Here is a 21,954-nt window from a genome sequence, read left to right on the forward strand (position 1 = left end):
TCAGGCCTGCGACCAGCCGATCGCCGGCCGGTGACCGTGGGCCGTCGCCCGCTCCCACCACCCCTGCGGCAGCCATGCGTTCGTGACCAGCTGGGGATGGTCGGGATGGCGCCGGAGGCACCAGAGCGCGAAGACCAGCGGCGCCCACGGCGACTGCAGACGCCAGTGCACCCGCCCGTTCGTCGAGTCCCCGGAGAGCTCGACGACGTCGGGTGCGACTATCTGCGCGACGTGGATCGGCTCCCAGGGCCAGGTGCGGTGACCGAGGTGCGAGTGCAGGTAGAAGCCGTGGCTCGACACCACGACGCTTCCGCGGTCGACCTCCAGCCACCGCGGCACGGCCGCCGCCGCGGCGGCCTGCCGTCGTGCGGAGTTGCCCGCGGCGCGGGCACCCAGGGCGACGGCGGTGACGGCCATGCCGATCCCGCCGGTCGCGAAGAAGAACCCGTTGTCCCGCACGTACGTGCCGTCGCCGGGTGCCGCGAACTCGTTGAGCACGAACCCGCCCTCGGCGAGGAGGCGCTCGCCCGCGGCGATGCTCGGCGGGAACGACACGGCGAGCGTGGTGGTGATCGCGTCCGGGCGTCCCGCGCGCATCGCCGCCACCACGTGGCAGCTGTAGAGCAGCGCCGCGTCGAACCAGCCCCAGTCGTCGTCCGCACCCGCACGTGGCTGCTGTCGCACGCCCGCCCCTCCCGTCGGTTGCCACCGCCGCACAGGGCGGACTGTCCAGTGTCGCGGATGTCGCGTTCGTCCCGCACCTGGTCCCGCGGACCTCAGACGGCCAGCACCGACCGGATGGTCCGGACCACGCCGTTGGCGTTGTTCGACGGCGCGACGAACCGGGCGGCCGCCCGCACGTCGGGGTGGGCGTTGTCCATCGCGAACGACCAGTGCGCGGCGGCGAGCATGCCGAGGTCGTTGAAGTAGTCGCCGAACGCCATGGTCTGCTCGGGGGTGATCCCGAGCGCGGACTGGACGCTGCGCAGGGCGGTGCCCTTGTCGACGGTCCGGCTCATCACGTCGACCCAGTGCTGCCCGGACACCAGCACCCGGTCGTCCTCGCCGAACGGCGCGAGCAGCGGACCGGCGCCCTCCTCGGCGGGCCCGAAGTCGTAGACGGCGACCTTGAGCACGTCGTCGTCGACGGCCGTGAGGTCGTCGACGATCTCCAGGAGCGCGTAGTAGGGGCGGACCTGGGCGAGGAACCGGTCGTCGGTCCGCTCGACGTACGCGGAGCGCTTGCCGCACAGGACCGTCCCGACGTCGCCCGCGGATCCCCGCACGACCTCGGCGATCGACCGGGCCGTGGTCAGGGCGAGCGGGTCGGAGCTCACCTCCTGGCCGTGCCGCACCACGTACGCGCCGTTCTCGGCGATGTAGACGAGGTCGTCACGGGCGAACTCCCGGCGCAGCGTGGCGTACTGGCGCCCGCTCGCGGGGCAGACGAGGACGCCGCGACGGTCGAGCTCGTCGAGCAGCGGCCAGAAGCCGTCGTCGATCCGCTTGGCGTCGTCGAGCAGCGAGCCGTCGAGGTCGAGCGCGATCAGGCGGACGTCCGGGGTGGTGCCGACGTCGGGCGGGTCGAGCACGGGACGCGGGCCGGGTGAGGTCGTCACCCGACGATCCTCGCAGGCGCCGCTCAGCCCGCCGCGGCGAGCGCGTCCGTGACGCCCGTCTCGCGAGGCCCGCCGAACCGCGGGGACCGCCGCATGACGGCGTCGACGGCGGCCCGTCCGGATGCCGGCAGCTCCCGCACGCGGTACCGCAGCGCCTTGGCGGGCTCCACGCTGCGCGACGAGACCCCCACCCCGACGGCGTCGATGCCTGCCTCGACGCACGAGAACAACGCGCGGCGCAGGTGGTAGTCCTGGGTGACGACGACGGCCCCCGTCACGCCGAACACGTCGTGCGCGCGGACGCACGTGTCGTGCGTGTCGACGCCGGCGAAGTCCTGCACGACCGCACGCCCGGGCACCCCGTGAGCCACGAGCCAGTCCCGCATCGCGGTCGGCTCGTCGTGCCAGACGGTGGTGTTGTCGCCGCTGACCAGCACCACGCGCACGGTGCCGTCCTCGTACAGGCGGCGGGCCGCGTCCAGCCTGCGCCGCAGGTAGGTGGACGGGCTGCCGTCCGGGCGCAGGCCCGCACCGAACACGAGCGCCACGGGTCGGTCCGGCACGTCGCCGGCGTCCCGCACCCGGGACTGGCCGAGGACCTGCACCCACAGGACGGGTGCGGCGACGAGCACGACCAGGGCTGCGGCGACCACGATGACGAGGCGGCGCCGGGGCCGGCGGGGTGGTGCGTCGTCGCTCACGACGGTGAGCGTAAGGGCTGGGGGAGCCGCACTGCGGCGGAACGGCGTGCGGCGCGCGGTCGACGAGAGCGGGCGGACCCGTCGCCCGGCCGTCGACCTCTCGATCAGAGGCCGAGGGTCACGTTGCCGCTGACCACCCGGACCGTCCCGCCGTCGGCCGGCACCGGGCGGGGCCGCCCTGCGCGCAGGTCCATCAGCAGCGACCTCGCCTGGTCCAGGACCTGCTGCCGGCGTTCGATGCGCTCGATCTGCTCGTCGTAGCGCCGCTGCGCGTGCGAGCAGCGGGGTGCCTCCGGCGTGTCGACGCAGGGCAGGACGGCGGCGATGTCCCGCACGTCCAGCCCCACCTGCAGCAGCAGCCTGATGCTGGCGACCTGGTCCAGCACGTCGGTCTCGAACTCGCGGTAGCCGTTGCCCGCCCGTCGGGACGTGATCAGGCCGGCCGACTCGTAGTACCGGATCGAGCGCACGCTCGCCCCCGAGCGCTCCGCGAGCTCCCCGATGCGCATCACGGTCCCCCTGTGTCGATCCCGTCCGATCGTGCGGCGGGTCCATCCTGACGGCTGTCGTGCATCCCTGCGGGCCGGGGCGACGGGACGTGCGGATCATCCCCGCTGGGACGCGCCACTCTCCTGCGCACCGGTACGGGCGGTCTCGTCGGCGGCGCGCTGGTGCCGTGCCTGCGTGCGGTCGGCGTGGACGTAGCTCGCCAGGGACAGGGCCAGGAGGACGATCACCGCCGACGCGATGCCGTGGAACCCGGGGTACCGGGTGATCAGCACGCCGCCGATCACCCCTCCGACGGTGGTGCCCAGGTACATCGTCGAGCTCGTGAGCGCGGAGACGGTCCCTCGGGCGGTCGTCGTGAGGCCCTGCATGGTCGCCATGAGCACAGGGAAGACGAACCCGCCGACCAGCGACGTGCTGCACAGCAGAGCGAGGGCGACGCCCAGGTCCGGTGCGAACGGCAGCACGGCGTACAGGGCCATGAGCGCTCCCATGGCCGCCCGCCGTGACCGCACCGGCCCGAGCCGGCCCGCGATGCCACCGCCGAAGAACGACGCGCAGGCGCTCGCGGCGCCGAGGGGCACGATGGCCGTCGCGACAGCCGTGACGGACAGGCCGAAACCCTGGGTCAGCCAGGTGCCGATGAACGAGAACGCGGTGAAGTTCCCGGCCTGGAACAGGAGGTAGCCGAGGAAGTACGACGGTGCCGACGGTGTCCTGAGCAGACGCGCCGAGGTCGCCACGACGCCGCGCGTGCGACCCGGCGCCCAGCGCGGGGACGGGCGGGAAGGCGAGGCGCACCACCACGGTCGCGACGAGCCCGGCGGTCGCCAGGGCGACGAAGGGCGCGTGCCAGGTCCGGCCGGCCAGCGCGGCGCCGAGCGGTACGCCGAGCATCTGCGCGACCGACAGGCCGCCGGTGGCGTAGCCCATCGTGCGCAGGACGTGCTGCGGCGGGACCAGGACGGGGACGGACGCCCAGATCTGCGGGGTGACGAAGGCGGCGGCGACACCGGTGGCGAAGCGCAGGGCCACCATGGCGGAGAAGCCGGGCGCCAGGGCGCAGGCACCGGTCAGCAGCGAGAAGGCCGTCAGACCGCCGACGAGGACGGATCTGCGGTCGAGACGGTCGGAGATCAGCCCCGCGACCAGGGCGAGCGCCGCGTAGCCCACCGCGTAGGCCGACACCATCCAGCCCGCCCGGGCCGGGTCGCTGCCGAAGGCGTCGGTGAGGGTCGGCAGCAGCGGTGCCACGAGGAACGTGTCCGTCCCGATCACGAGCATCACCAGGAACGACAGGAGTGAGATCCGGGTAGTCATCGAGGTTGCTGCCTCCGGTGCGCCGCGGGTACTGGCTCGTCGACCGCGATGCTGCGCCCTGACATCGATGTGAGGTCAAGCCCCCCGGCCGTCGGCCCCGGGACCGTGCGCGTGCACCGGCGCCCGCGTCGTCCCCGCCTCGACGGGGTCCCGGTTCAGGCGGGCGGGTAGCCGGGCAGGTGGCCGGGCGGGGGACCGGCCGGTGGGAGCCGGAGCGCGCGCCGTGCCCGGACGCGCAGCCCCCACCAGACGCCTCCGCCGACGGTCATGCCGAGGCCGAGCACGCCGAGGACGCAGATGACGAGCACGCCCGCGATGCCGCCGAACACGCCGAAGATGAAGGACACGGCCGAGTCGTCCTTGACCACCAGCACCCGTGCCCCGTCGACGGACGCAGGCGGCACGTCGACGGTGTACGTGCCGGCCCCGTCCGACGCGAACCCCGCGACGGTGGACGCGGTCACGTCGCCCCGTGAGGCGCTGACCGACACGTCGGCGGAGTCGCGCACGGCCACCGGCGACCCGTCGGGCGCGGTCACCGCGAGCCGGCCGTCCAGGCCGTCCTGCTCCGCGTCGTCCGGCACCACGAGGTACACGGCGTACCTGGTCGCGGCGTCGAGCACCACGGTGGCGGTGCCCGGGGCGTCCACGACGGCCAGGACCGCCGGGCCGGGCTCGCCTCGGGCGTCGAGCACGTCGAGGGGCAGCAGGCCCATGAAGATCCGCACGACGAAGACCGTGACGACACCCGCCACGAGCAGCAGGGCGACGCCGACGACGGTGAGGGTCACCGGCGCGACGAGCGAGGTGCGTCGGGGGGCGGTCGACGGGCCGGGGGTGCTCATGGCCGGAGCGTAGGCCGTCGTCCCGGCCGGCCGGCCACCGGGTGACGTGTCACGCCTGCGGCGAACACGGGCAGTGGTGGCCCCACCCCGCCGTTAGCATCGAACAACGCCGCTCGTCGTCGCCCACAGGCCGCCGCCCCGGGTACGCAGCGAGCACGTCGTGAGGAGCGCACATGTTCGAGAGATTCACGGACCGAGCCCGTCGCGTGGTCGTCCTTGCCCAAGAAGAGGCACGGATGCTCAACCACAACTACATCGGCACCGAGCACATCCTCCTGGGACTGATCCACGAGGGTGAGGGCGTCGCTGCCAAGGCTCTCGAGTCGCTCGGCATCTCGCTCGAGGCCGTGCGCGCCCAGGTGCAGGAGATCATCGGCGAGGGCCAGCAGGCCCCGTCGGGTCACATCCCCTTCACGCCGCGCGCCAAGAAGGTGCTGGAGCTGTCGCTGCGCGAGGCGCTGCAGCTCGGCCACAACTACATCGGGACCGAGCACATCCTGCTCGGGCTCATCCGCGAGGGTGAGGGCGTCGCCGCCCAGGTCCTCAACAAGCTCGGCGCCGACCTCAACCGCGTGCGCCAGCAGGTCATCCAGCTCGTGTCCGGCTACCAGGGCAAGGAGCCCGTCGCCGCCGGCGGCCCGCAGGAGGGCCAGCCCTCGGGCTCGGCCGTCCTCGACCAGTTCGGCCGCAACCTCACGCAGGCGGCGCGCGACGGCAAGCTCGACCCGGTCATCGGGCGCGAGAAGGAGATCGAGCGGGTCATGCAGGTGCTGTCCCGCCGCACCAAGAACAACCCGGTCCTCATCGGGGAGCCCGGCGTCGGCAAGACGGCCGTCGTCGAGGGCCTCGCGCAGGACATCGTGCGCGGCGACGTCCCCGAGACGCTCAAGGACAAGCAGCTCTACACGCTGGACCTGGGCGCTCTCGTGGCCGGCAGCCGGTACCGCGGTGACTTCGAGGAGCGCCTGAAGAAGGTCCTCAAGGAGATCCGCACGCGCGGCGACATCATCCTGTTCATCGACGAGATCCACACCCTCGTGGGTGCGGGTGCCGCCGAGGGCGCCATCGACGCGGCGAGCATCCTCAAGCCGATGCTGGCCCGCGGCGAGCTCCAGACCATCGGTGCGACCACGCTCGACGAGTACCGCAAGTACGTCGAGAAGGACCCGGCCCTGGAGCGTCGCTTCCAGCCGATCCAGGTCGCCGAGCCGAACCTGCAGCACGCCATCGAGATCCTCAAGGGCCTGCGCGACCGCTACGAGGCGCACCACCGGGTGTCCATCACGGACGCCGCCCTGGTGGCCGCCGCGACGCTGGCCGACCGGTACGTGAACGACCGGTACCTGCCGGACAAGGCGATCGACCTGGTCGACGAGGCCGGCGCCCGCCTGCGCATCCGCCGCATGACGGCCCCGCCGGAGCTGCGCGAGCTCGACGAGCAGATCGCCGAGACGCGCCGCGACAAGGAGTCGGCGATCGACGAGCAGGACTTCGAGAAGGCCGCGCGCCTGCGCGACACGGAGAAGCAGCTCGGCCTGCGCCGCCTCGAGAAGGAGAAGTCCTGGAAGAACGGCGACCTGGACGCCGTCGCCGAGGTGGACGAGGAGCTCATCGCCGAGGTGCTGGCGAACGCCACGGGCATCCCGGTGTTCAAGCTCACCGAGGAGGAGTCCAGCCGCCTGCTCCACATGGAGGAGAACCTGCACAAGCGGGTCGTCGGCCAGGACGCCGCCATCAAGGCCCTCTCGCAGGCCATCCGCCGCACGCGCGCCGGCCTCAAGGACCCGAAGCGTCCCGGTGGGTCGTTCATCTTCGCCGGCCCCACGGGCGTCGGGAAGACGGAGCTCGCCAAGGCGCTCGCGGAGTTCCTGTTCGGCGAGGAGGACGCGCTGATCCAGCTCGACATGTCCGAGTTCTCGGAGAAGCACACCGTGTCGCGGCTGTTCGGCTCGCCCCCCGGCTACGTCGGGTACGACGAGGGCGGCCAGCTCACCGAGAAGGTGCGCCGCAAGCCGTTCTCGGTGGTGCTGTTCGACGAGGTCGAGAAGGCCCACGCGGACATCTTCAACTCGCTGCTGCAGATCCTCGAGGACGGTCGCCTGACCGACTCGCAGGGCCGGGTGGTCGACTTCAAGAACACCGTCATCATCATGACCACCAACCTCGGCACGCGGGACATCGCCAAGGGTCTGCAGACCGGCTTCCAGGCCGGTGGCGACCTGTCGACGTCCTACGAGCGGATGAAGGCCAAGGTCAACGACGAGCTCAAGACGCACTTCCGTCCCGAGTTCCTCAACCGCGTCGACGACGTGGTCGTGTTCCCGCAGCTGTCCCAGACGGAGATCTTCGCGATCGTCGACCTCATGGTCGCCAAGCTCGCCAAGCGTCTCCGCGACAAGGACATGGACATCGAGATCACGACCGCGGCCAAGAAGCTGCTCTCCGAGAAGGGCTACGACCCGGTCCTGGGCGCCCGGCCGCTGCGCCGCGCGATCCAGCGGGACATCGAGGACGCCCTGTCCGAGAAGATCCTGTTCGGGGAGCTCAAGGCGGGCCAGCTCGTGATCGTGGACGCCGAGGGCGAGGGCCTGCTCGGGGAGTTCCACTTCCGCGGGGTCCCGAAGGGCGAACGCCCGGCGGAGCCCGTCACGGTGGGTGCCGCGGTCGGTACCCCCGGGTCCGGGACCGACGTGCCGGCCGCGCCGACCGTCTCCGGTCGGGGTGACGCCGGGACGGGCACGCAGCCGATCGCCGGCTGACCCCGCTCCTCACGACGAGAGCCCCGGTCCCCTCTGCGGAGGGGGCCGGGGCTTCGTCGTGCTCGCTAGGGCAGGATGGCTCCCGTGGACGTCGTCGTGCTCTCGGGAACTGTCGGCGCCGGCAAGACGACCGTCGCGCGGGCGCTCCGTCTCGACCTCGCCGCGCGCGGGATCGACGCGGTCGACCTCGACGTCGACGGCATCGCAGGCCAGGCGCCCGCACCGCCCGACGACCCCTTCAACGAGCGGCTCGTCGTCGAGCACCTGCGCGCGATGCGGTCGACCTGGGAGGACGCCGGCACCAGGGTGCTGATCCTGCCCCGGGTCGTCGAGTCCGCAGCCCAGCGGGACGCCTACGCGGCGGCACTGGGCCGGACCGTCCGGGTGGTGAGGATCGACGCCTCCGGGCCGACCCGGCACCGCCGGCTGTTGGCCCGCCACCGGCCGGGCCCCGACCAGGACTGGCACCTGGCCCGCACGGACGTGCTCGCGGAGATCCTCGCCAGGGCAGACGTCGAGGAGCTGGTGGTCGACAACGACGACCGGCGGCCGTCCGTCGTCGCGAGGCAGATCGCGGCCTCCCTCGGCTGGCCAGAGCACCGCTGACCCGTCCTGACGGATGAGGCGACCCGCGGCGCGACCACGACATCGCCCGTGGGGCCGTGCGCCGGGGCGCTCCTGAGCGTGTGTCCAGGTCGTCCTGGACATCCGCCGAGGCTGCGTGCGAGCGGTCCAGAATGCTCGCACCATGCGCCATCCGCATGTGGTTGCCGGGGAGGACGACATGGCGGACGAGCGGCCCGAGGCAGGGGCCTACCGGTTCAGCCGCGAGGTGGCCCTGCGGCACGCGCTGCTCTACGACCGGGACTACCAGAGCCCTCTGGAGCAGGAGGTCTTCGACTCGCTCGTCGCCCGCGTCCCCCTGCCGCCGCGCGCGGACGTGCTGGACGTCGGTTCCGGCCTGGGCGGCGACGCGTTCAGCCTGGCGGCCCGGCACGGCGCCCACGTGGTGGCGCTCGACGCGTCGGAGGACCTGACCGAGCTCGCCCGGGAGCGCCAGTACGTCGACGCCCCGGGCACGGACGTGGATCTCGTGTGCGGCAACGTGCTCACCTCGCCCGCGGTGCGCCCCGGCGCGTTCGACGTGGTGTGGACGCGCGACTGCGGAGCGTTCCTCACGCCCGCGCAGAAGCGGATCGCCTGGCGTCGCCTGCACGCGGCGCTCCGGCCCGGGGGAGCCGTGCTCGCGACCGACCACTGCCTGGGCACGTCCACCGCGTCTGCCGACCTCGGGGCGTGGATGCGCGAGCGAGGCCAGCACCTGACGACCGTCTCCGCCTACGCCGAGCTGCTCACCCGGTGCGGGTTCGTCGACGTCGTCACCGCGGACCGGACGGTCGACCTCGTGGCGGCCCAGGAGCACGGGCTGGAGGTGCTCGAGGAGCGCCGGGACGAGCTGCGCACGCTGGGGTCCGACGAGGAGTACGCCGCCCTGCTCGAGCAGTGGACGGCGACGCTCGAGCGCGCCAGGTCGGGCGAGCTCGTGTGGATGGTGCTGACCGCGCGACGGTGACACGGTTACCCGCGGCGGGCGAACATGGGGTCAGTCGCGTGCGTTCCCAGGGTGCGGCACAGGGCGCACGCGGAGGTCGTCGACACCCGTGAAGTCGGCGGGGTTGCAGGTGAACAGGTCGAGGTCGTTCGCGAGGGCGGTGGCGGCGATCAGCGCGTCGTAGGCGCGGGCGGCGGGCTTCCGGCCCGCCTGACGCAGGGAGGCGGCGACCTGGCCGAACGCGCGGGCGGCGGCCGCGTCGAACGGGACCGGGTCGAAGTCGGCCTCCGCCTGCTGGAGGTGCGCCTGGCGGGCGGCACCCTCGCGCTCGTCGGTGGCGACGAGCGGACCCATGCTCAGCTCGGCGAGGGTGACGGCGCTGATCACCGGCTCGTCCGGAAGGTCGTCGGCGCTCAGCCTGCCCAGGAGGATCAAGGTCGAGGTGTCGAGCAGACCGCGGCTCACAGGCTCGGGTCGACCCACGCGTCGACGTCGTGGCGCAGGCCGTCCGGGTCCACGAACGGGAGGTGTGCGCGACGCGCGACCAGGTCGGCTGCGGTGGCCGCACGACGTCGCAGCGGTCGCAGCTCCGCGACCTCGGCGCCGTCCCGGGTCACGACGAGGTTCTCGCCCCGGACGACCCGTTCGAGGACGTCACCTCCGTGGTTGCGGAGGTCGCGCACGCTCACCCTCGCCATGGCACCGACCGTATCACCGGTGAGACGGGCAGGTCGAGGGTCGCCACGACTGGTGCCGGCCGTGGCCAGGACCACGACGGCCCCAGCCCCGCCGGGCCGGGGCCGCCGTGAGGCGTGCGGTGTCAGCGCGGGCGGCGACGCAGCGCCGGGTCCGTCAGGGCGGGCGGCGTCCACCCCGCGTCCGCCGTGTTGAGGGTGGTGCCCGGGGCGACGATCGCGTCGATCTCGTCGAGGACGTCCGCCGGGAGGCGGGTGTCGAGCGCGGCGAGGGCGCCGTCGAGGTGCTCGGCGGTGCGCGGGCCGACGATCGCCGACGTCACCGCGGGGTGCTCCAGGACGAACCCGAGGGCGAGCTGCACCAGCGTGAGCCCGGAGGCGTCGGCGAGCTTGGCGAGCGCCTGCACCGCGGTCGCCTTCGCGGCGTTCTCGGGGAGCGACGGGTCGTGCCGTCCGGGGTCGCGCGCGACGCGGGGGGACGCCGGGGCGTCCGCGCCGACGGGCCTGCCGGACAGCCAGCCGCCGGCCAGCGGGCTCCACGGCAGGACGCCGAGGCCGTGCTCCTGTGCGAGCGGCAGGATCTCCCGCTCGACGCCGCGAGCGAGGATCGAGTACGGCGGCTGCTCGGTGACCGGCCGGACGAGCCGGCGGTCGCGGGCGACCCACTGGGCCTCGACGAGCTGCGACCCGAGGAACGTGGACGTGCCGACGTAGCGGACCTTGCCCTGGTGGACCAGGTCGGACAGGGCGGAGAGGGTCTCCTCGATGTCCGTGCCGGGCTCGGGGCGGTGCACCTGGTACAGGTCGACGTGGTCGGTCTGCAGGCGGGTGAGGGACGCCTCTACCTCACGGATGATCCACCGTCGGGAGTTGCCGACGTGGTTCACCTCGTCCGAGAGCCGGCCGTGGACCTTCGTCGCGAGGATCACGTCGTCGCGGCGGCCGCGCAGGGCCTTGCCGACGATCGTCTCCGACTCGCCGCGGGAGTACACGTCCGCGGTGTCGACGATGTTGATGCCGGCGTCGAGGGCCCGGTGGATGATCGCGACGGACTCGTCGTGGTCGACGTTGCCCCATGCACCGAAGTTCATGGTGCCGAGCGTGAGGGGCGTGACCTGCACACCGGTGCGGCCGAGCGGGCGGTACGTGGTCATGCGTGGGCTCCTTCGAGGGTGCGGGTGGTGAACTGGCTGATGGGGCGCGGCAGGCCGTAGTGCTCGCGCAACGTGGTCCCCGTGTACTCGCGGCGGAACAGCCCACGGTCACGCAGGATCGGGACGACGTGCTCCGTGAACGCCGTGAACCCGCCGGTCAGGTAGGGCGGCATGACGTTGAAGCCGTCGGCCGCGCCGCGCGTGAACCACGTCTCGATGACGTCGGCGACCTGCTCGGGGGTCCCGGCGACGAGCTTGTGGCCGCGCGCGCCGGCGAGCCGGTGCAGGAGCTGCCGGGACGTCGGGCGCTCCCGCTCGGCCAGGTCCCGGACCAGCCGGAAGCGGGACGACTGTGCACGGTCGCCCTCCACGCTGATCGCGTCGACCGGGAACGGGAGGTCGAGCTCGGCCTCGGTGAGCTCGACCCCGACCAGCCGGCGCAGCAGGTCGATGGAGTACGCCGGCTGCGTGAGCTCGTCGAGCTCGCGCTGGAGCGCCCTCGCCTCCGCCTCGGTGGAGCCGAGGTACGGGCTGATCCCCGGCAGCACGAGCACGTGGTCCGGGTTCCGGCCGGCCGCCGCTGCGCGCGAGCGCACGTCCGTGTAGTAGTTCTGCGCCTCGTCGAGCGTCTGGTGCGCCGCGAACACCGCGTCGGCCCACCGGGCGGCGAACGCGCGGCCGTCCTCGGACGTCCCCGCCTGCACGTACACCGGGCGGCCCTGCGGGGTGCGCGGCGTGTTGAGGGGGCCGCGGACCGAGAAGTGCGGGCCGACGTGGTCGATCCGGTGGATGCGGTCCGTGTCGGCGTACCGGCCGGTCACCGGGTCGGCGACGACGGCGTCGTCCTCCCACGAGTCCCACAGCGCCGTGACGACGTCGAGGAACTCGTCGGCGCGGGCGTACCGGTCGGCGTGCGTCGGGTGCTCGTCGAGCCCGAAGTTCTGCGCCGCGCCCGGCGCCCCGGTGGTGACGATGTTCCAGCCCGCCCGGCCGCGGCTGACGTGGTCCAGGCCGGCGAACTGCCGGGCCAGGTTGTACGGCTCGGAGTAGGTGGTGGACGCGGTGCCGATGAGACCCAGGTGCGTGGTCGACGCCGCGAGGGCCGACAGGAGCGTGAACGGCTCCAGCCGGAACCTCGTCGCGTAGGCGATGTTGTCCGCGAGCGACGGGCCGTCGGCCAGGAACAGCCCGTCGAACGTCGCCGCCTCCGCCGCCCGGGCCAGCTCGACGTAGTAGTCGACGTCGAGCACCCGCTCCGGCGCCGAGCCGTGGTACCGCCAGGCCGCCTCGTGGTGGCCGCCGGGATAGACGAAGAGGTTGAGATGGAGCTCGCGAGCGCCCGCCGCTCGGCTCATCGCGCCACCTCGGCCGTCCGTGCCGCGGTCCACCGGTTGTCCGGCACGGCCAGCCCGTAGTGCCCGCGCAGCGTGGTCGCCGTGTAGCCGGACCGGAACAGCCCGCGCTCGACGAGGATCGGGAGCACCTGGTCGACGAAGTCGTCCAGCCCGGACGGGAGCACGGCGGGCATGATGTTGAACCCGTCGGCGGCGCCGTTGTCCCACCAGTCCTGGATCGCGTCGGCGACCTGCACGGCGGTGCCGGAGAACGTCCGGTGGCCGCGCCCACCGCCGAGCCGGCCGATGAGCTGGCGCACCGTGAGGTGCTCGCGCCGGGCCAGGTTGACGATGAGCGTGTACCGCGACTTGGCGCCCTCGATCTCGTCCTCCGACGGCAGGTCGGCGGGCAGCTCGCGGTCCAGCGGCAGGTCCTCGGGGTCCACCCGGAGCGTCTTGGCGAGCTGCACGCGGGCGTACTCCGGCTTGATGAGCCGGTCGAGCTCGTCCTCCTTCTCGCGGGCCTCCGCCTCGGTCGCACCGATGACGGGCACGATGCCGGGCAGCACGAGGACCGTCGCGGGGTCGCGTCCCCACTCGACGGCCCGCCGCTTGAGGTCGGCGTAGAACTCCTGCGCGTCCTCGAGCGTCTGCTGCGCGGTGAAGACGGCCTCGGCGTACCGGGCGGCGAAGTCCTTGCCGTCCTCCGACGAACCGGCCTGGACCAGCAGCGGCCGGCCCTGCGGCGACCGCGGCGTGGTGAGCGCGCCGGCCACGGAGAAGCGCTCGCCGACGTGCTCGATCGGGTGCACCTTCAACGAGTCGCCCCAGACGCCCTCGGCCTTGTCGCCGACCTCCACGTCGGCCTCCCAGCTGTCCCAGAGCTTGAGGGCCACCTCGAGGAACTCCCCGGCCCGCTCGTAGCGCTCGTGGTGCGAGGGCTGGTCCTCCAGGCCGAAGTTCCGCGCCGCGTCGCCGAACGCCGTCGTGACGATGTTCCAGCCCGCCCGGCCGCCGCTGATGTGGTCGACCGACGCGAACCGGCGGGCCAGGTTGTACGGGTCGTTGTAGGTCGTCGACGCGGTCGCGATCAGCCCGATCCGCGACGTCACCGCCGCGATGGCCGCCAGGACCACGGTCGGCTCCAACGTGCCCGACGGGCGGCGGCCCACGTCCCGCGACTGTGCCGGGCCGTCCGCGAAGAAGATCGAGTCGAGGTGCCCCCGCTCGGCCGTCCGCGCGAGCTGCTGCAGGTAGGCGATGTTCGTCGAGACCGACGACGGGTCGCTCTCGGGGAGCCGCCACGACGCCTCGTGGTGGCCGGTGCTCATGAGGAACGCGTTGAGGTGGAGCTGTCCGGGTCGGTGGGTCACGGCTCGGTCCTTTCGGCGGGACGATCGACGGGAGGGACGCCCAGCGCGTCGAGCAGGCGCGCACGCAGGGCGGCGAACCGGGGGTCGGCGGGCGACCGCGTGCCCTCCAGGTCCACGGGCAGGTGGAGGCTGATGCGGCCGGAGTCCAGCACCACGACGCGGTCGGCGAGCGTGATGGCCTCGTCGACGTCGTGCGTGACGAGCAGGACGGCCGGCCGGTGCCGGGCGCACAGCTCGCGCAGGAGGGTGTGCATCCGGATGCGGGTGAGGGCGTCCAGCGCCCCGAACGGCTCGTCGGCGAGGAGCAGCTGCGGCTCGCGGACCAGCGACCGGGCCAGCGACACGCGCTGCTGCTCCCCGCCGGACAGCTCCGTCGGCCACGCGCGCTCACGGCCGGCCAGCCCGACCTCGGCGAGGCGCTCCCGGCCGAGCGCGTCCGCGTGACGCAGGCCGAGCGTCACGTTGTCGAGCACCCGGGCCCACGGCAGGAGCCGCGAGTCCTGGAACACCACCGAGACCCGCTCCGGCACGGTGACCGTGCCGGAGCCCGTGACGTCGTGGTCCAGGCCGGCGAGCGCCCGCAGCAGCGTGCTCTTGCCGGAGCCGCTGCGGCCCAGGATCGCGACGAACTCGCCCTGCCGGATCGTCAGGTCGACGCCCAGCAGCACGGGGGTCTGCCCGTCCGCCTTCGTCGGGACGCCGTAGGTGCGGGTCAGGTCCCGGACCATGACGGCCGGCGGGGTGTCGTCGAGCGAGAGGGCGAGATCGGTGGCGACCGTGTGGAGCGCGTCGGCCAGTGCCGCTTCGGCCACTCTCGCGTCCGCCGCGTCCGCCGCGTCCGCCACGTCCGCCGCGTCCGGCACGGCGGCGTCCGCGGTGCCGCTCGGCGCGTCCGCCGCCGGGTACGCCGCGGCCGTCAGTCCGCGAGGGTGCGCCGCCATGACAGGGCCCTCCTCTGCACGAGGCGGACCACCGCGTCGGACCCGTAGCCGAGGATCCCGTACAGCACCAGGCCGACGACGATGATCTCCGTCTGCCCGTAGGTGCGCGCGAGCTCCATCATGTAGCCGATCCCGGCCGTGCCGTTGATCTGCTCGACGACGACGAGCGACAGCCACGCCGCCGTCACGGCGAACCGCAGGCCCAGCAGGAACCCGGGCAGGGCGCCGGGCAGGATCACGCGGGTCACGAACCCCCACCGGGACAGCCCGACGGTCTCGGCGAGCTCCACGTACCGCGCGTCGATCGTGCGCAGGCCGTTGTGGGTGTGGATGTAGACGGGGACCATCACGCCGAGCGTGATCGTCACGACCTTCATGGGCTCCCCGATGCCGAGCCACAGGATGAGCAGCGGCAGCAGCGCGAGGCTGGGGATCGCCCGCTTGACCTGGATGGGCCCGTCGACGAACGCCTCGCCGAGCCGGCTCAGGCCGGACACCAGCGCCAGGGCGGTCCCCGCGGCGATCCCGATGAGCAGGCCGAGGAACGCGCGCTGGGCGGACACGGCCAGGTTCGTCTGGAGGCGTCCGTCCGCGATGAGGTCGCCGGCCGTCGACACGACGGTCCACGGAGCGCTGAGCGTGCGGGTGTCGATGAGGCCCGTGAGGCTGCCGACCGACCAGACCACCAGGAGGGTGACCAGACCGAGCGCGGCGCCGCCGCGGACGGGCCGGCCCGGTCCGAGCCGCCTCGTCGTCCGGCGCCGTGCCGGTGCCGTGGCCGTGCGCGCACCTGTGTGCAGCGGGCGGGGCAGGGTGAGTGTCGACATCAGGGGTTCGCCTTCCGGTAGGCGTCCACGGCCTCGGCGATGACGGGCGCGAACCGCTGGTCCCAGATGTCCTCCGCGTGGATCGGCTCGTTGCCGGTGGCCTTCGCGAGGAGGTCGATCGTCTCCTGGTGCCGGGCGATGGGCTCGGTCCAGTCGGCGGGGAGGTCCGGGATGCCGGCGTGGTCGACGAGGTACTGGGCGTCCTTCGGGTCGAGCCCCTGGTCCTTGACGTAGTAGCCGTCACGCCACTCGTCGGGGTGGTCCTCGACCCACAGCTTCGCCTGGGCCCAGATCTGCACGTACTCGCGCAGCGCCGCCGCCTTCGCCGGGTCGTCGATCACGCTCGTCGGCGCGTACAGGTCGCTGGGGTCGTCGCGCAGGCCGTGCTCGACGGTGTGGGCGCCGTCCTTGCCGTACTGCTCGACGTAGCGGGCCACCTGGACCCCGCCGATGGGCGCGATGTCGACCTCCTTGGCGGCGAGCGCCGTCGGGTACACGTCGCCCGTGCTGGGCAGCTCGACGAGCGTCACGTCCTTCTCGGTGAGCCCCGCCTTCTTGAGGGCGCGCAGCACGATGGCGCCCTGGGCCTGGCCGGGGCTGTACGCGATCTTCTTGCCGCGGAAGTCCTTCAGCGTCGTGACGTCCGGCAGGCCGGGCCGCACGCCGAACTGGTAGATCGGGTGCTCCTTCCAGTCCTGGCGGTACGACGCCGCGACGATCTTGACGTCGAGGCCGGTCCAGGTGGCGTGGATCGGCGGGATGTCCGCCACGGCGCCCACGTCGAGGGCGTTCGCCCGGAACGCCTCGGTGGTCGCCGGGCCGCCCGACACGTTGGCCCACTCCAGGTCGAAGTCGACCGTGCTGTCGATGTCGTCGCCCGCGAGCGCGACGGCCTTCTGGGTGGTGGGGTCGCCGACGACGAGCTTCGTGCCCGCGGGCACGGCGGTGGGCAGCGTGGCGTCGGGTGCGGCGGCGCTCGAGGCGGGGCCGTCGCTCTGCGCGGCCTGGGCGCCTGCGCAGCCCGCGAGCGCCGTCACGGCGACGAGCAGGGCGGCCGCGGCCAGCGGCGGGCGGGATCGGCGGCGGGCGAGCAGATGGGTAGGCATGGAGAGGGCCTCTCGAGGGGATGAGGGTGCGCGCGCACGACGGGTGCGGCGAAGGGGCAGTGACCGGACGCGCGTGGGCGCGGCCGGACGGTGCGTCGGTGGTGTGGTGGCCCGAGGTCGGGCCGCTCGCGGTGGGGGACGGCGGCGCCGGCGCCTGGGTCTCAGGCGGGCGTCCGCCTCGGGCGAGCCGGGACGGTCAGCGGCAGGGTCGACAGCCGGCGCGGGGCCGACAGGCGCCACGTGCGCCGGACGGGTCGACGACGGGGCGCAGCAGGGCTGCGCGGTCGGTCACTCGACTCGTGGACATGGCGCCGGACCATGCCAGTGACTCGGGTCAGTGACAAGGGTCAGACCCGCATGTTCCGGATCGTGAGACCGGCGTCCGGCACGCTCCGACCCGTCAGCGGACCTCGAGCACCGTCCACCAGTCGTTCTGGTCGCGACCGTCGAAGCCCGTGACCTCGTCCTGACCCGACGTCAGCCGGGCGTCCGAGCGGTGGTGGGAGTGCAGCGCCCGACCGGTCGCCACGTGCACCAGCCGAAGGCGTGACCCGGCGAGCCACGGACCGCCTCCGTCGACCTCCACGCGCCAGTCGTCGTTGTGGTCGCCCACGCCGTCGGTCCCGAACGCGGTGACCTCCTGCTGACCTGTGAGCGGGGACGGGAAGCCTGCGTGGCTGTGCAGGTTGCGGCCGGTCCGGACGTGTCGCAGCCGCACGACGTCACCGTCGGTCAACGCATTCCCGCCCCCGCCGGGCGCGTCCGGTGCCGAGCCGTGCGGACCGGTGAGCCGCCACAGGTCGCCGTCGTCCGACCCGCCGAACGTGGTCACCTGCTGCTGCCCGGAGCTGCCGGGGTGCGTGTACACCGCCGGGTGCGAGTGCAACGTCCTGCCGGTCCAGGCGTGCGACAGCTTCACCGTGGTGCCCACGGTCAGCCGCGCGGCGGCGTCCACCGGGGTCGAGCCGATCGTGCGCGGGTGCTTCGCCGAGTACGCCTGCACGAAGAAGCCTCGCCACCGCGGCCCGTTGCTCGCCGCCCAGCCCGGCTCGCCGGCCTCGGACGTCAGGCGGACCTCCCGGCCAGGGCTGTTGCTGTCGTACACGAGGACGGTGACGCGTCCGGACGGCTCCTTCTCGTACCCGTACGCGAGCACCTGGTGGTTCTTCCCGATGTCGCCGAGCGAGCGGGCGACGACGAGCCCGAGCGGGACCGGCCGGCCGGCGTCGACGGCGGCCACGACCTTCGGCAGCTCGTCCTCCGACGTCCAGCGGCTGACGCCCTTGGAGATCCAGGTCGCGTGGTCCGAGCTCTGCGTCCACGTGACGAACTTCGCGGCGGTGCCGGTCCGGAAGGAGTCGAAGAGGCGGCCGCGGATGTCGTCGGCGAGCCAGTGGCCGTCGGGAGGCACGTGCCCGGGCGCCCACAGCCCGCCGGGCCAGCGGGGCACGGGACGGCCGGCGGTCCAGTGGTCGAGGGCGAGGTACGCCATGCCGCCGCAGCGGCCGGCGGTCGTGATCTCGAACGTGCCGACGGAGAGGAACACGTCGACGAACCGGTTGGCGAACGCGAAGCCGTGCACCGCCGGGTCGAAGCCCGGCACCCGGCGCGCCTGTGCGCGGGTCGTCGGGCCGCCCGCGGCCTGCCCGCTGGTCATCGCTGCCTCCCGGGTGAGGTTGCCGGCACGGCGTCGTGCCCGCCGCGCCGACTCTTCCAGGAGGAGCCCGGCGGTGCCGAGCTGATACCGCCAGGGCCAGGGCCGGGGCGAGGGCCAGGGCCAGGCCAGGGCCAGGGCCGGGACCGAGGCCGGCGTCGCGGCAGGGACCGGGGCCGGCGTCGCGGCCGGGACCGGGGCCGGCGTCGCGGCCGGGCAAGGGCAAGGGCACGGGCGCGGGCGAGGAGGAAGCCGCAGAGGCGGCCGTGGCGACGGGCGCGTGCGGTCGGGCCGCGCAGGGATGACGTGTCCGGCCGCGGACGGCACGATCGGTGCATGTCACGACGGGTGGTCGCGCTGGTCGTCGGGGGCGTGCTCGCGCTCGCGGGCTGCAGCCCGTCCTCCTCCGGCGGCACGCCGTCGGCTCCTGCGACCCGGTCCGCGGCGCCGATCCCCGCCGACGTGCTCGCCGGCCTGTCGGTCGAGGTGCGGCAGGCGCGCAGCGACTGGGCGTCGCGGGTGGTGCAGCTGCGGGTCACGAACGTCGGTCCCGGTGACGTGACGGTCACCGGGGCGCGGCTCGTGACGCCGGACGACGAGGGCGTCGCGACGGGCGACCGGGAGCGACCGGTGCGGGCCGGCGTGGACCGGGACGTGTCCGTGGCGCTCGGGACGCCCGTCTGCGCCCGCGCCACGTCCGGTGCTCCGCGGGCGGAGCTGGACCTCGTCGACCCGTCCGGCAGGCGTTCGACGCTCGCCGTGCAGCCCGCCGACCCGCAGGGCCACCTCGCCCGGATCCACGGCGAGGACTGCGCCGCGGCGGCGGTCGCCGCGGGGGCCACCCTGACGCTGGCCGACGACCTGGGCACCGAGGAGGTCGACGGCCGGCTCGTCGGGAAGGTCGCCCTGGAGGTGGATCCCGTCGCCGGCGGCCCCCGGGTGGAGGTGACGCGGGTGGACGGGACGGTGCTGCTGGCGCCGCCGGACGGGAGCACCGGCTGGGCGGTGGACGTCGACACCTCCGGCGGCGCCGCGCGGACCGTCCCGCTGCTCGTCGTGCCGACCCGGTGCGACGCGCACGCCGTGGCGGAGGACAAGCGCGGGACGTTCTTCGGGGTCCACGCCCGGGTCGACGGGCTGGAGCAGGCCGTGTTCTACGTCGGCGCGGACGACACGCTCCGCGGTGCCCTGCACGCGTTCGTGGGGACGGCGTGCGGGGCCGCCGCCCCGTGAGCGGCCGCCGGACCGGGACCGCTGCCGGTCCGGCGGGCCTGCCCATCGATCAGACCCGGACCACGACCTTGCCGCGCAGGTGCCCGGTGGCGCTGGCCTCGTGCGCCGCCGCGGTGTCGGCCAGGTCGAACACCTGCGCCACGTCGACGCGCAGGGTCCCGGCGTCCACCAGATCCGCGAGCACCTCGAGGTCGCTCGTCGAGGGCCGGACGAACACGTAGAGGCCACCGAGGTCCGTCAGCGCCCGGCGGTCGACGATCGACACGATGGTGCCGCCCGGCGCGAGGAGCTGCGGCGCGGTGGCCAGGGCGTCGTCGCTGCCGTAGTCGAGGATCACGTCGACGCCGTCCGGTGCGAGCGCCCGCACCCGGTCGACGAGGCCCGCTCCGTAGGTGACCGGCTCGACGCCGAGCTCGCGGAGGTGGTCGTGGTTGCGCTCGGACGCCGTGCCGATGACCCGGGCGCCCAGCGACCGCGCGAGCTGCACGCCGAAACCGCCGACACCGCCCGCCGCGGCGTGCACGAGGACCGTCTGGCCGGCCGAGACACCCACCCGGCGGATGCTCTGGTAGGCCGTCAGGCCGGCGAGGGGCACCGCGGCGGCCTCCTCGAACGAGAGCGACGTGGGCTTGCGGGCGAGCGTGCGGACCGGTGCAGAGACGTACTCGGCGAACGTCCCGCCGCCGATCGAGTCCTTGCGCACGTACCCGTACACCTCGTCGCCGACCTCCAGCTCGGGAGCGTCGGCGCCGACCTCCTCGACGACGCCGGCGACGTCCCAGCCCGGCACCACCGGGAAGACGACGTCGAAGCGCTGGTCGAGGCGGCCCTCGCGGACCTTCCAGTCGACCGGGTTGACGGAGGCCGCCTTGACGCGGACCAGGACGCTGTCCGGACCCACCTTCGGGGTGGGCTGCTCGGTGAGCTCGAGGACGTCGGTGCCGCCGTAGCGGGGATAGGTGATGGCTCGCATGTCGTGTCCCAGCACCGCCGGTGACCTGGACATTCCCGACGGCCGGAGAAGGTGGCGCCGGTGACGGTGGGCCGGCGACGGCGTCTCAGGGCAGCCGGACGTGCTGAGGGCCGAGCTCGTCCACGGACGAGACCCCCAGCAGCGCCATCGTGCGGCGGACCTCGCGGGCGAGGATCTCGACGGCCCGGTCGACGCCGCGCTCGCCCCCGGCCATGAGCCCGTACAGGTAGGCGCGACCCACCAGGGTCGCGTCGGCGCCGAGCGCGACGGCGGCCACGACGTCGGCGCCGTTCGTGATCCCGGTGTCGACCCAGACCTCGGTGCGGTCGCCGACGGCCTCCGCGACGTCCGGGACGAGCCGCAGCGGGACGGGGGCGCGGTCGAGCTGCCGCCCGCCGTGGTTGGACAGCACGACCGCGTCGGCACCGGCGTCCGTGACGCGGCGGGCATCCTCGACGGTCTGGATGCCCTTGATGATGAGCGGCCCGTCCCAGGAGGCCCGCAGCCACTCGAGGTCGGCGATCGTCATCGTCGGGTCGAAGAGGGTGTCGAGCAGGTCCGCGACCGTGCCGGACCAGCTGCTCAGCGACGCGAACGTCAGCGGCTCGGTGGTGAGCAGGCTGAGCCACCAGGAGGGGTGGGCGGCGGCGTCGAGCACCGTCGTGGCCGTCAGTGCGGGCGGGATGGAGAACCCGTTGCGGGCGTCGCGCAGGCGCGCGCCGGCGACAGGCACGTCGACGGTGAGCATCAGCGCCTCGTACCCGGCGGCCTTGGCCCGGGCCATGAGGTCCTCGCCCGCGGCCCGGTCCTTCCACACGTACAGCTGGAACCACCTGCGGGCGCCGGGTGCCGCCTCGGCGACCTCCTCGATCGACGTGGTGCCCATCGTCGACAACGCGTAGGGGATGCCCCTGCGCTCGGCGACGCGGGCGACGGCCCGTTCGCCCTCGTGGTGCATCAGCCGCGTGAACCCGGTGGGGGCGAACGCGAACGGCAGCACCGCCCGCGTGCCGAGCATCGGCGTCGAGGTGTCGATCTCGGAGACGTCGTGCAGGATCGACGGCCGCAGCTCGAGGTCGCGGAACAGGGACCGGGCGCGGCGCAGGCTGATCTCGGCCTCGGCGGCGCCGTCGGTGTAGTCGAACACCGCGCGGGGGGTGCGGCGGCGGGCGACCCGGCGCAGGTCGGCGATGGTGAGGGCGTCGTCGAGGCGCCGGCGGGTGGGGTCGAGCCGGACCGGCTTGGGCCGCAGGAGCGGCTTGAGCTCGGCCCACGACGGGATCTGACGGTCGGTCACCGGAGCTCCAGGGAGTGGCGGGTGGTCGGGCTGCACGGAGGCGGTCCGCCTGGAAACCCTAGGC

At 73.7% G+C, this 21,954-nt stretch carries 20 protein-coding genes and 1 pseudogene; 4 read left to right on the forward strand and 17 right to left on the reverse strand.

The features are described 5' to 3' along the window. The 6 genes and pseudogenes from ACVW07_RS15025 to ACVW07_RS15050 all read right to left on the reverse strand — a co-directional run bounded on the left by ACVW07_RS15025 (position 1) and on the right by ACVW07_RS15050 (position 4,992). Entirely contained in the window at positions 1–684 is a 684-nt protein-coding gene (locus ACVW07_RS15025) for a hypothetical protein (protein ID WP_456820036.1), read from the reverse strand. A gap of 92 nt (positions 685–776) precedes the next feature. Then, positions 777–1,619, reverse strand: a complete 843-nt coding sequence (locus ACVW07_RS15030; RefSeq protein WP_456820037.1) for a Cof-type HAD-IIB family hydrolase — start codon at positions 1,617–1,619, stop codon at positions 777–779. A gap of 23 nt (positions 1,620–1,642) precedes the next feature. Beyond that, a complete protein-coding gene (locus tag ACVW07_RS15035) occupies positions 1,643–2,320 on the reverse strand; it encodes a SanA/YdcF family protein (RefSeq protein WP_456820038.1) in 678 nt (225 codons plus the stop codon). A gap of 104 nt (positions 2,321–2,424) precedes the next feature. Further along, positions 2,425–2,829, reverse strand: coding sequence for a MerR family transcriptional regulator (locus tag ACVW07_RS15040; RefSeq protein ID WP_456820039.1), 405 nt, complete (start codon positions 2,827–2,829; stop codon positions 2,425–2,427). 96 nt (positions 2,830–2,925) lie between these two features. After that, positions 2,926–4,096: pseudogene (locus ACVW07_RS15045) on the reverse strand (MFS transporter); the annotation flags it as partial. A 206-nt stretch (positions 4,097–4,302) separates the two neighbouring features. Beyond that, positions 4,303–4,992 carry a hypothetical protein gene (locus ACVW07_RS15050; protein ID WP_456820040.1) on the reverse strand — a complete coding sequence of 230 codons (690 nt, stop codon included), beginning with the start codon at positions 4,990–4,992 and terminating at the stop codon, positions 4,303–4,305. Between the two features lie 173 nt (positions 4,993–5,165). Here ACVW07_RS15050 and ACVW07_RS15055 point away from each other — a divergent pair, with 173 nt between their 5' ends. From ACVW07_RS15055 to ACVW07_RS15065, 3 genes are all read left to right on the forward strand, one after another. After that, positions 5,166–7,751 carry an ATP-dependent Clp protease ATP-binding subunit gene (locus tag ACVW07_RS15055; RefSeq protein ID WP_456820041.1) on the forward strand — a complete coding sequence of 862 codons (2,586 nt, stop codon included), beginning with the start codon at positions 5,166–5,168 and terminating at the stop codon, positions 7,749–7,751. Between the two features lie 84 nt (positions 7,752–7,835). Then, complete coding sequence (locus ACVW07_RS15060) at positions 7,836–8,357, forward strand: adenylyl-sulfate kinase (RefSeq protein WP_456820042.1); 522 nt, start codon at positions 7,836–7,838, stop codon at positions 8,355–8,357. 142 nt (positions 8,358–8,499) lie between these two features. Next, positions 8,500–9,324 carry a methyltransferase domain-containing protein gene (locus ACVW07_RS15065; protein ID WP_456820043.1) on the forward strand — a complete coding sequence of 275 codons (825 nt, stop codon included), beginning with the start codon at positions 8,500–8,502 and terminating at the stop codon, positions 9,322–9,324. A gap of 30 nt (positions 9,325–9,354) precedes the next feature. Here the strand turns inward: ACVW07_RS15065 and ACVW07_RS15070 are convergent, their stop codons facing one another. The 9 genes from ACVW07_RS15070 to ACVW07_RS15110 form a co-directional block, all read right to left on the reverse strand. Then, positions 9,355–9,768, reverse strand: a complete 414-nt coding sequence (locus ACVW07_RS15070; RefSeq protein ID WP_456820044.1) for a PIN domain-containing protein — start codon at positions 9,766–9,768, stop codon at positions 9,355–9,357. Then, positions 9,765–10,001 (reverse strand): type II toxin-antitoxin system Phd/YefM family antitoxin, encoded by a 237-nt coding sequence (locus tag ACVW07_RS15075; protein ID WP_456820045.1) that lies wholly within the window; start codon positions 9,999–10,001, stop codon positions 9,765–9,767. The genes ACVW07_RS15070 and ACVW07_RS15075 overlap by 4 nt, the downstream gene beginning before the upstream one ends. Before the next feature lie 122 nt (positions 10,002–10,123). Further along, positions 10,124–11,152, reverse strand: a complete 1,029-nt coding sequence (locus tag ACVW07_RS15080; protein WP_456820046.1) for an aldo/keto reductase — start codon at positions 11,150–11,152, stop codon at positions 10,124–10,126. Further along, on the reverse strand, positions 11,149–12,507 hold the full coding sequence (locus ACVW07_RS15085; RefSeq protein WP_456820047.1) for an LLM class flavin-dependent oxidoreductase: 1,359 nt from the start codon (positions 12,505–12,507) through the stop codon (positions 11,149–11,151). Before ACVW07_RS15085 ends, ACVW07_RS15080 begins: the two co-directional genes overlap by 4 nt. After that, positions 12,504–13,817, reverse strand: coding sequence for an LLM class flavin-dependent oxidoreductase (locus tag ACVW07_RS15090; protein WP_456821090.1), 1,314 nt, complete (start codon positions 13,815–13,817; stop codon positions 12,504–12,506). Before ACVW07_RS15090 ends, ACVW07_RS15085 begins: the two co-directional genes overlap by 4 nt. Before the next feature lie 38 nt (positions 13,818–13,855). Continuing rightward, positions 13,856–14,587, reverse strand: coding sequence for an ABC transporter ATP-binding protein (locus tag ACVW07_RS15095; protein WP_456821091.1), 732 nt, complete (start codon positions 14,585–14,587; stop codon positions 13,856–13,858). Positions 14,588–14,775: 188 nt separating this feature from the next. After that, entirely contained in the window at positions 14,776–15,627 is an 852-nt protein-coding gene (locus ACVW07_RS15100; RefSeq protein WP_456820048.1) for an ABC transporter permease, read from the reverse strand. Then, a complete protein-coding gene (locus tag ACVW07_RS15105) occupies positions 15,627–16,733 on the reverse strand; it encodes an ABC transporter substrate-binding protein (protein ID WP_456820049.1) in 1,107 nt (368 codons plus the stop codon). Before ACVW07_RS15105 ends, ACVW07_RS15100 begins: the two co-directional genes overlap by 1 nt. Positions 16,734–17,133: 400 nt before the next feature. After that, complete coding sequence (locus ACVW07_RS15110; protein ID WP_456820050.1) at positions 17,134–18,390, reverse strand: MIR domain-containing protein; 1,257 nt, start codon at positions 18,388–18,390, stop codon at positions 17,134–17,136. Between the two features lie 333 nt (positions 18,391–18,723). Between ACVW07_RS15110 and ACVW07_RS15115 the strand changes: the two genes are divergently transcribed. Beyond that, positions 18,724–19,620, forward strand: coding sequence for a hypothetical protein (locus ACVW07_RS15115; protein ID WP_456820051.1), 897 nt, complete (start codon positions 18,724–18,726; stop codon positions 19,618–19,620). A 49-nt stretch (positions 19,621–19,669) separates the two neighbouring features. Here the strand turns inward: ACVW07_RS15115 and ACVW07_RS15120 are convergent, their stop codons facing one another. Both ACVW07_RS15120 and ACVW07_RS15125 read right to left on the reverse strand, forming a co-directional pair. Further along, positions 19,670–20,593, reverse strand: coding sequence for an NADP-dependent oxidoreductase (locus ACVW07_RS15120; RefSeq protein WP_456820052.1), 924 nt, complete (start codon positions 20,591–20,593; stop codon positions 19,670–19,672). An 85-nt stretch (positions 20,594–20,678) separates the two neighbouring features. Beyond that, the gene (locus ACVW07_RS15125) at positions 20,679–21,890 is read right to left on the reverse strand and encodes an alpha-hydroxy acid oxidase (protein ID WP_456820053.1); all 1,212 of its coding nucleotides are present in this window, start codon (positions 21,888–21,890) and stop codon (positions 20,679–20,681) included. Between the last annotated feature and the right edge of the window lie 64 nt (positions 21,891–21,954).

It is taken from the genome of Cellulomonas sp. URHB0016 (assembly GCF_054057935.1).

What these genes read in the sequence shown, in the direction of transcription:
- ACVW07_RS15055 (WP_456820041.1), top strand. Translation starts at nt 5,166, where the DNA reads ATGTTCGAGAGATTCACGGACCGAGCCCGTCGCGTGGTCGTCCTTGCC.
- ACVW07_RS15110 (WP_456820050.1), bottom strand. Translation starts at nt 18,390, where the DNA reads ATGACCAGCGGGCAGGCCGCGGGCGGCCCGACGACCCGCGCACAGGCG.
- ACVW07_RS15100 (WP_456820048.1), bottom strand. Translation starts at nt 15,627, where the DNA reads ATGTCGACACTCACCCTGCCCCGCCCGCTGCACACAGGTGCGCGCACG.
- ACVW07_RS15075 (WP_456820045.1), bottom strand. Translation starts at nt 10,001, where the DNA reads ATGGCGAGGGTGAGCGTGCGCGACCTCCGCAACCACGGAGGTGACGTC.
- ACVW07_RS15095 (WP_456821091.1), bottom strand. Translation starts at nt 14,587, where the DNA reads ATGGTCCGGGACCTGACCCGCACCTACGGCGTCCCGACGAAGGCGGAC.
- ACVW07_RS15085 (WP_456820047.1), bottom strand. Translation starts at nt 12,507, where the DNA reads ATGAGCCGAGCGGCGGGCGCTCGCGAGCTCCATCTCAACCTCTTCGTC.
- ACVW07_RS15080 (WP_456820046.1), bottom strand. Translation starts at nt 11,152, where the DNA reads ATGACCACGTACCGCCCGCTCGGCCGCACCGGTGTGCAGGTCACGCCC.
- ACVW07_RS15115 (WP_456820051.1), top strand. Translation starts at nt 18,724, where the DNA reads ATGTCACGACGGGTGGTCGCGCTGGTCGTCGGGGGCGTGCTCGCGCTC.
- ACVW07_RS15090 (WP_456821090.1), bottom strand. Translation starts at nt 13,817, where the DNA reads ATGAGCACCGGCCACCACGAGGCGTCGTGGCGGCTCCCCGAGAGCGAC.
- ACVW07_RS15105 (WP_456820049.1), bottom strand. Translation starts at nt 16,733, where the DNA reads ATGCCTACCCATCTGCTCGCCCGCCGCCGATCCCGCCCGCCGCTGGCC.
- ACVW07_RS15065 (WP_456820043.1), top strand. Translation starts at nt 8,500, where the DNA reads ATGCGCCATCCGCATGTGGTTGCCGGGGAGGACGACATGGCGGACGAG.
- ACVW07_RS15040 (WP_456820039.1), bottom strand. Translation starts at nt 2,829, where the DNA reads ATGCGCATCGGGGAGCTCGCGGAGCGCTCGGGGGCGAGCGTGCGCTCG.
- ACVW07_RS15120 (WP_456820052.1), bottom strand. Translation starts at nt 20,593, where the DNA reads ATGCGAGCCATCACCTATCCCCGCTACGGCGGCACCGACGTCCTCGAG.
- ACVW07_RS15050 (WP_456820040.1), bottom strand. Translation starts at nt 4,992, where the DNA reads ATGAGCACCCCCGGCCCGTCGACCGCCCCCCGACGCACCTCGCTCGTC.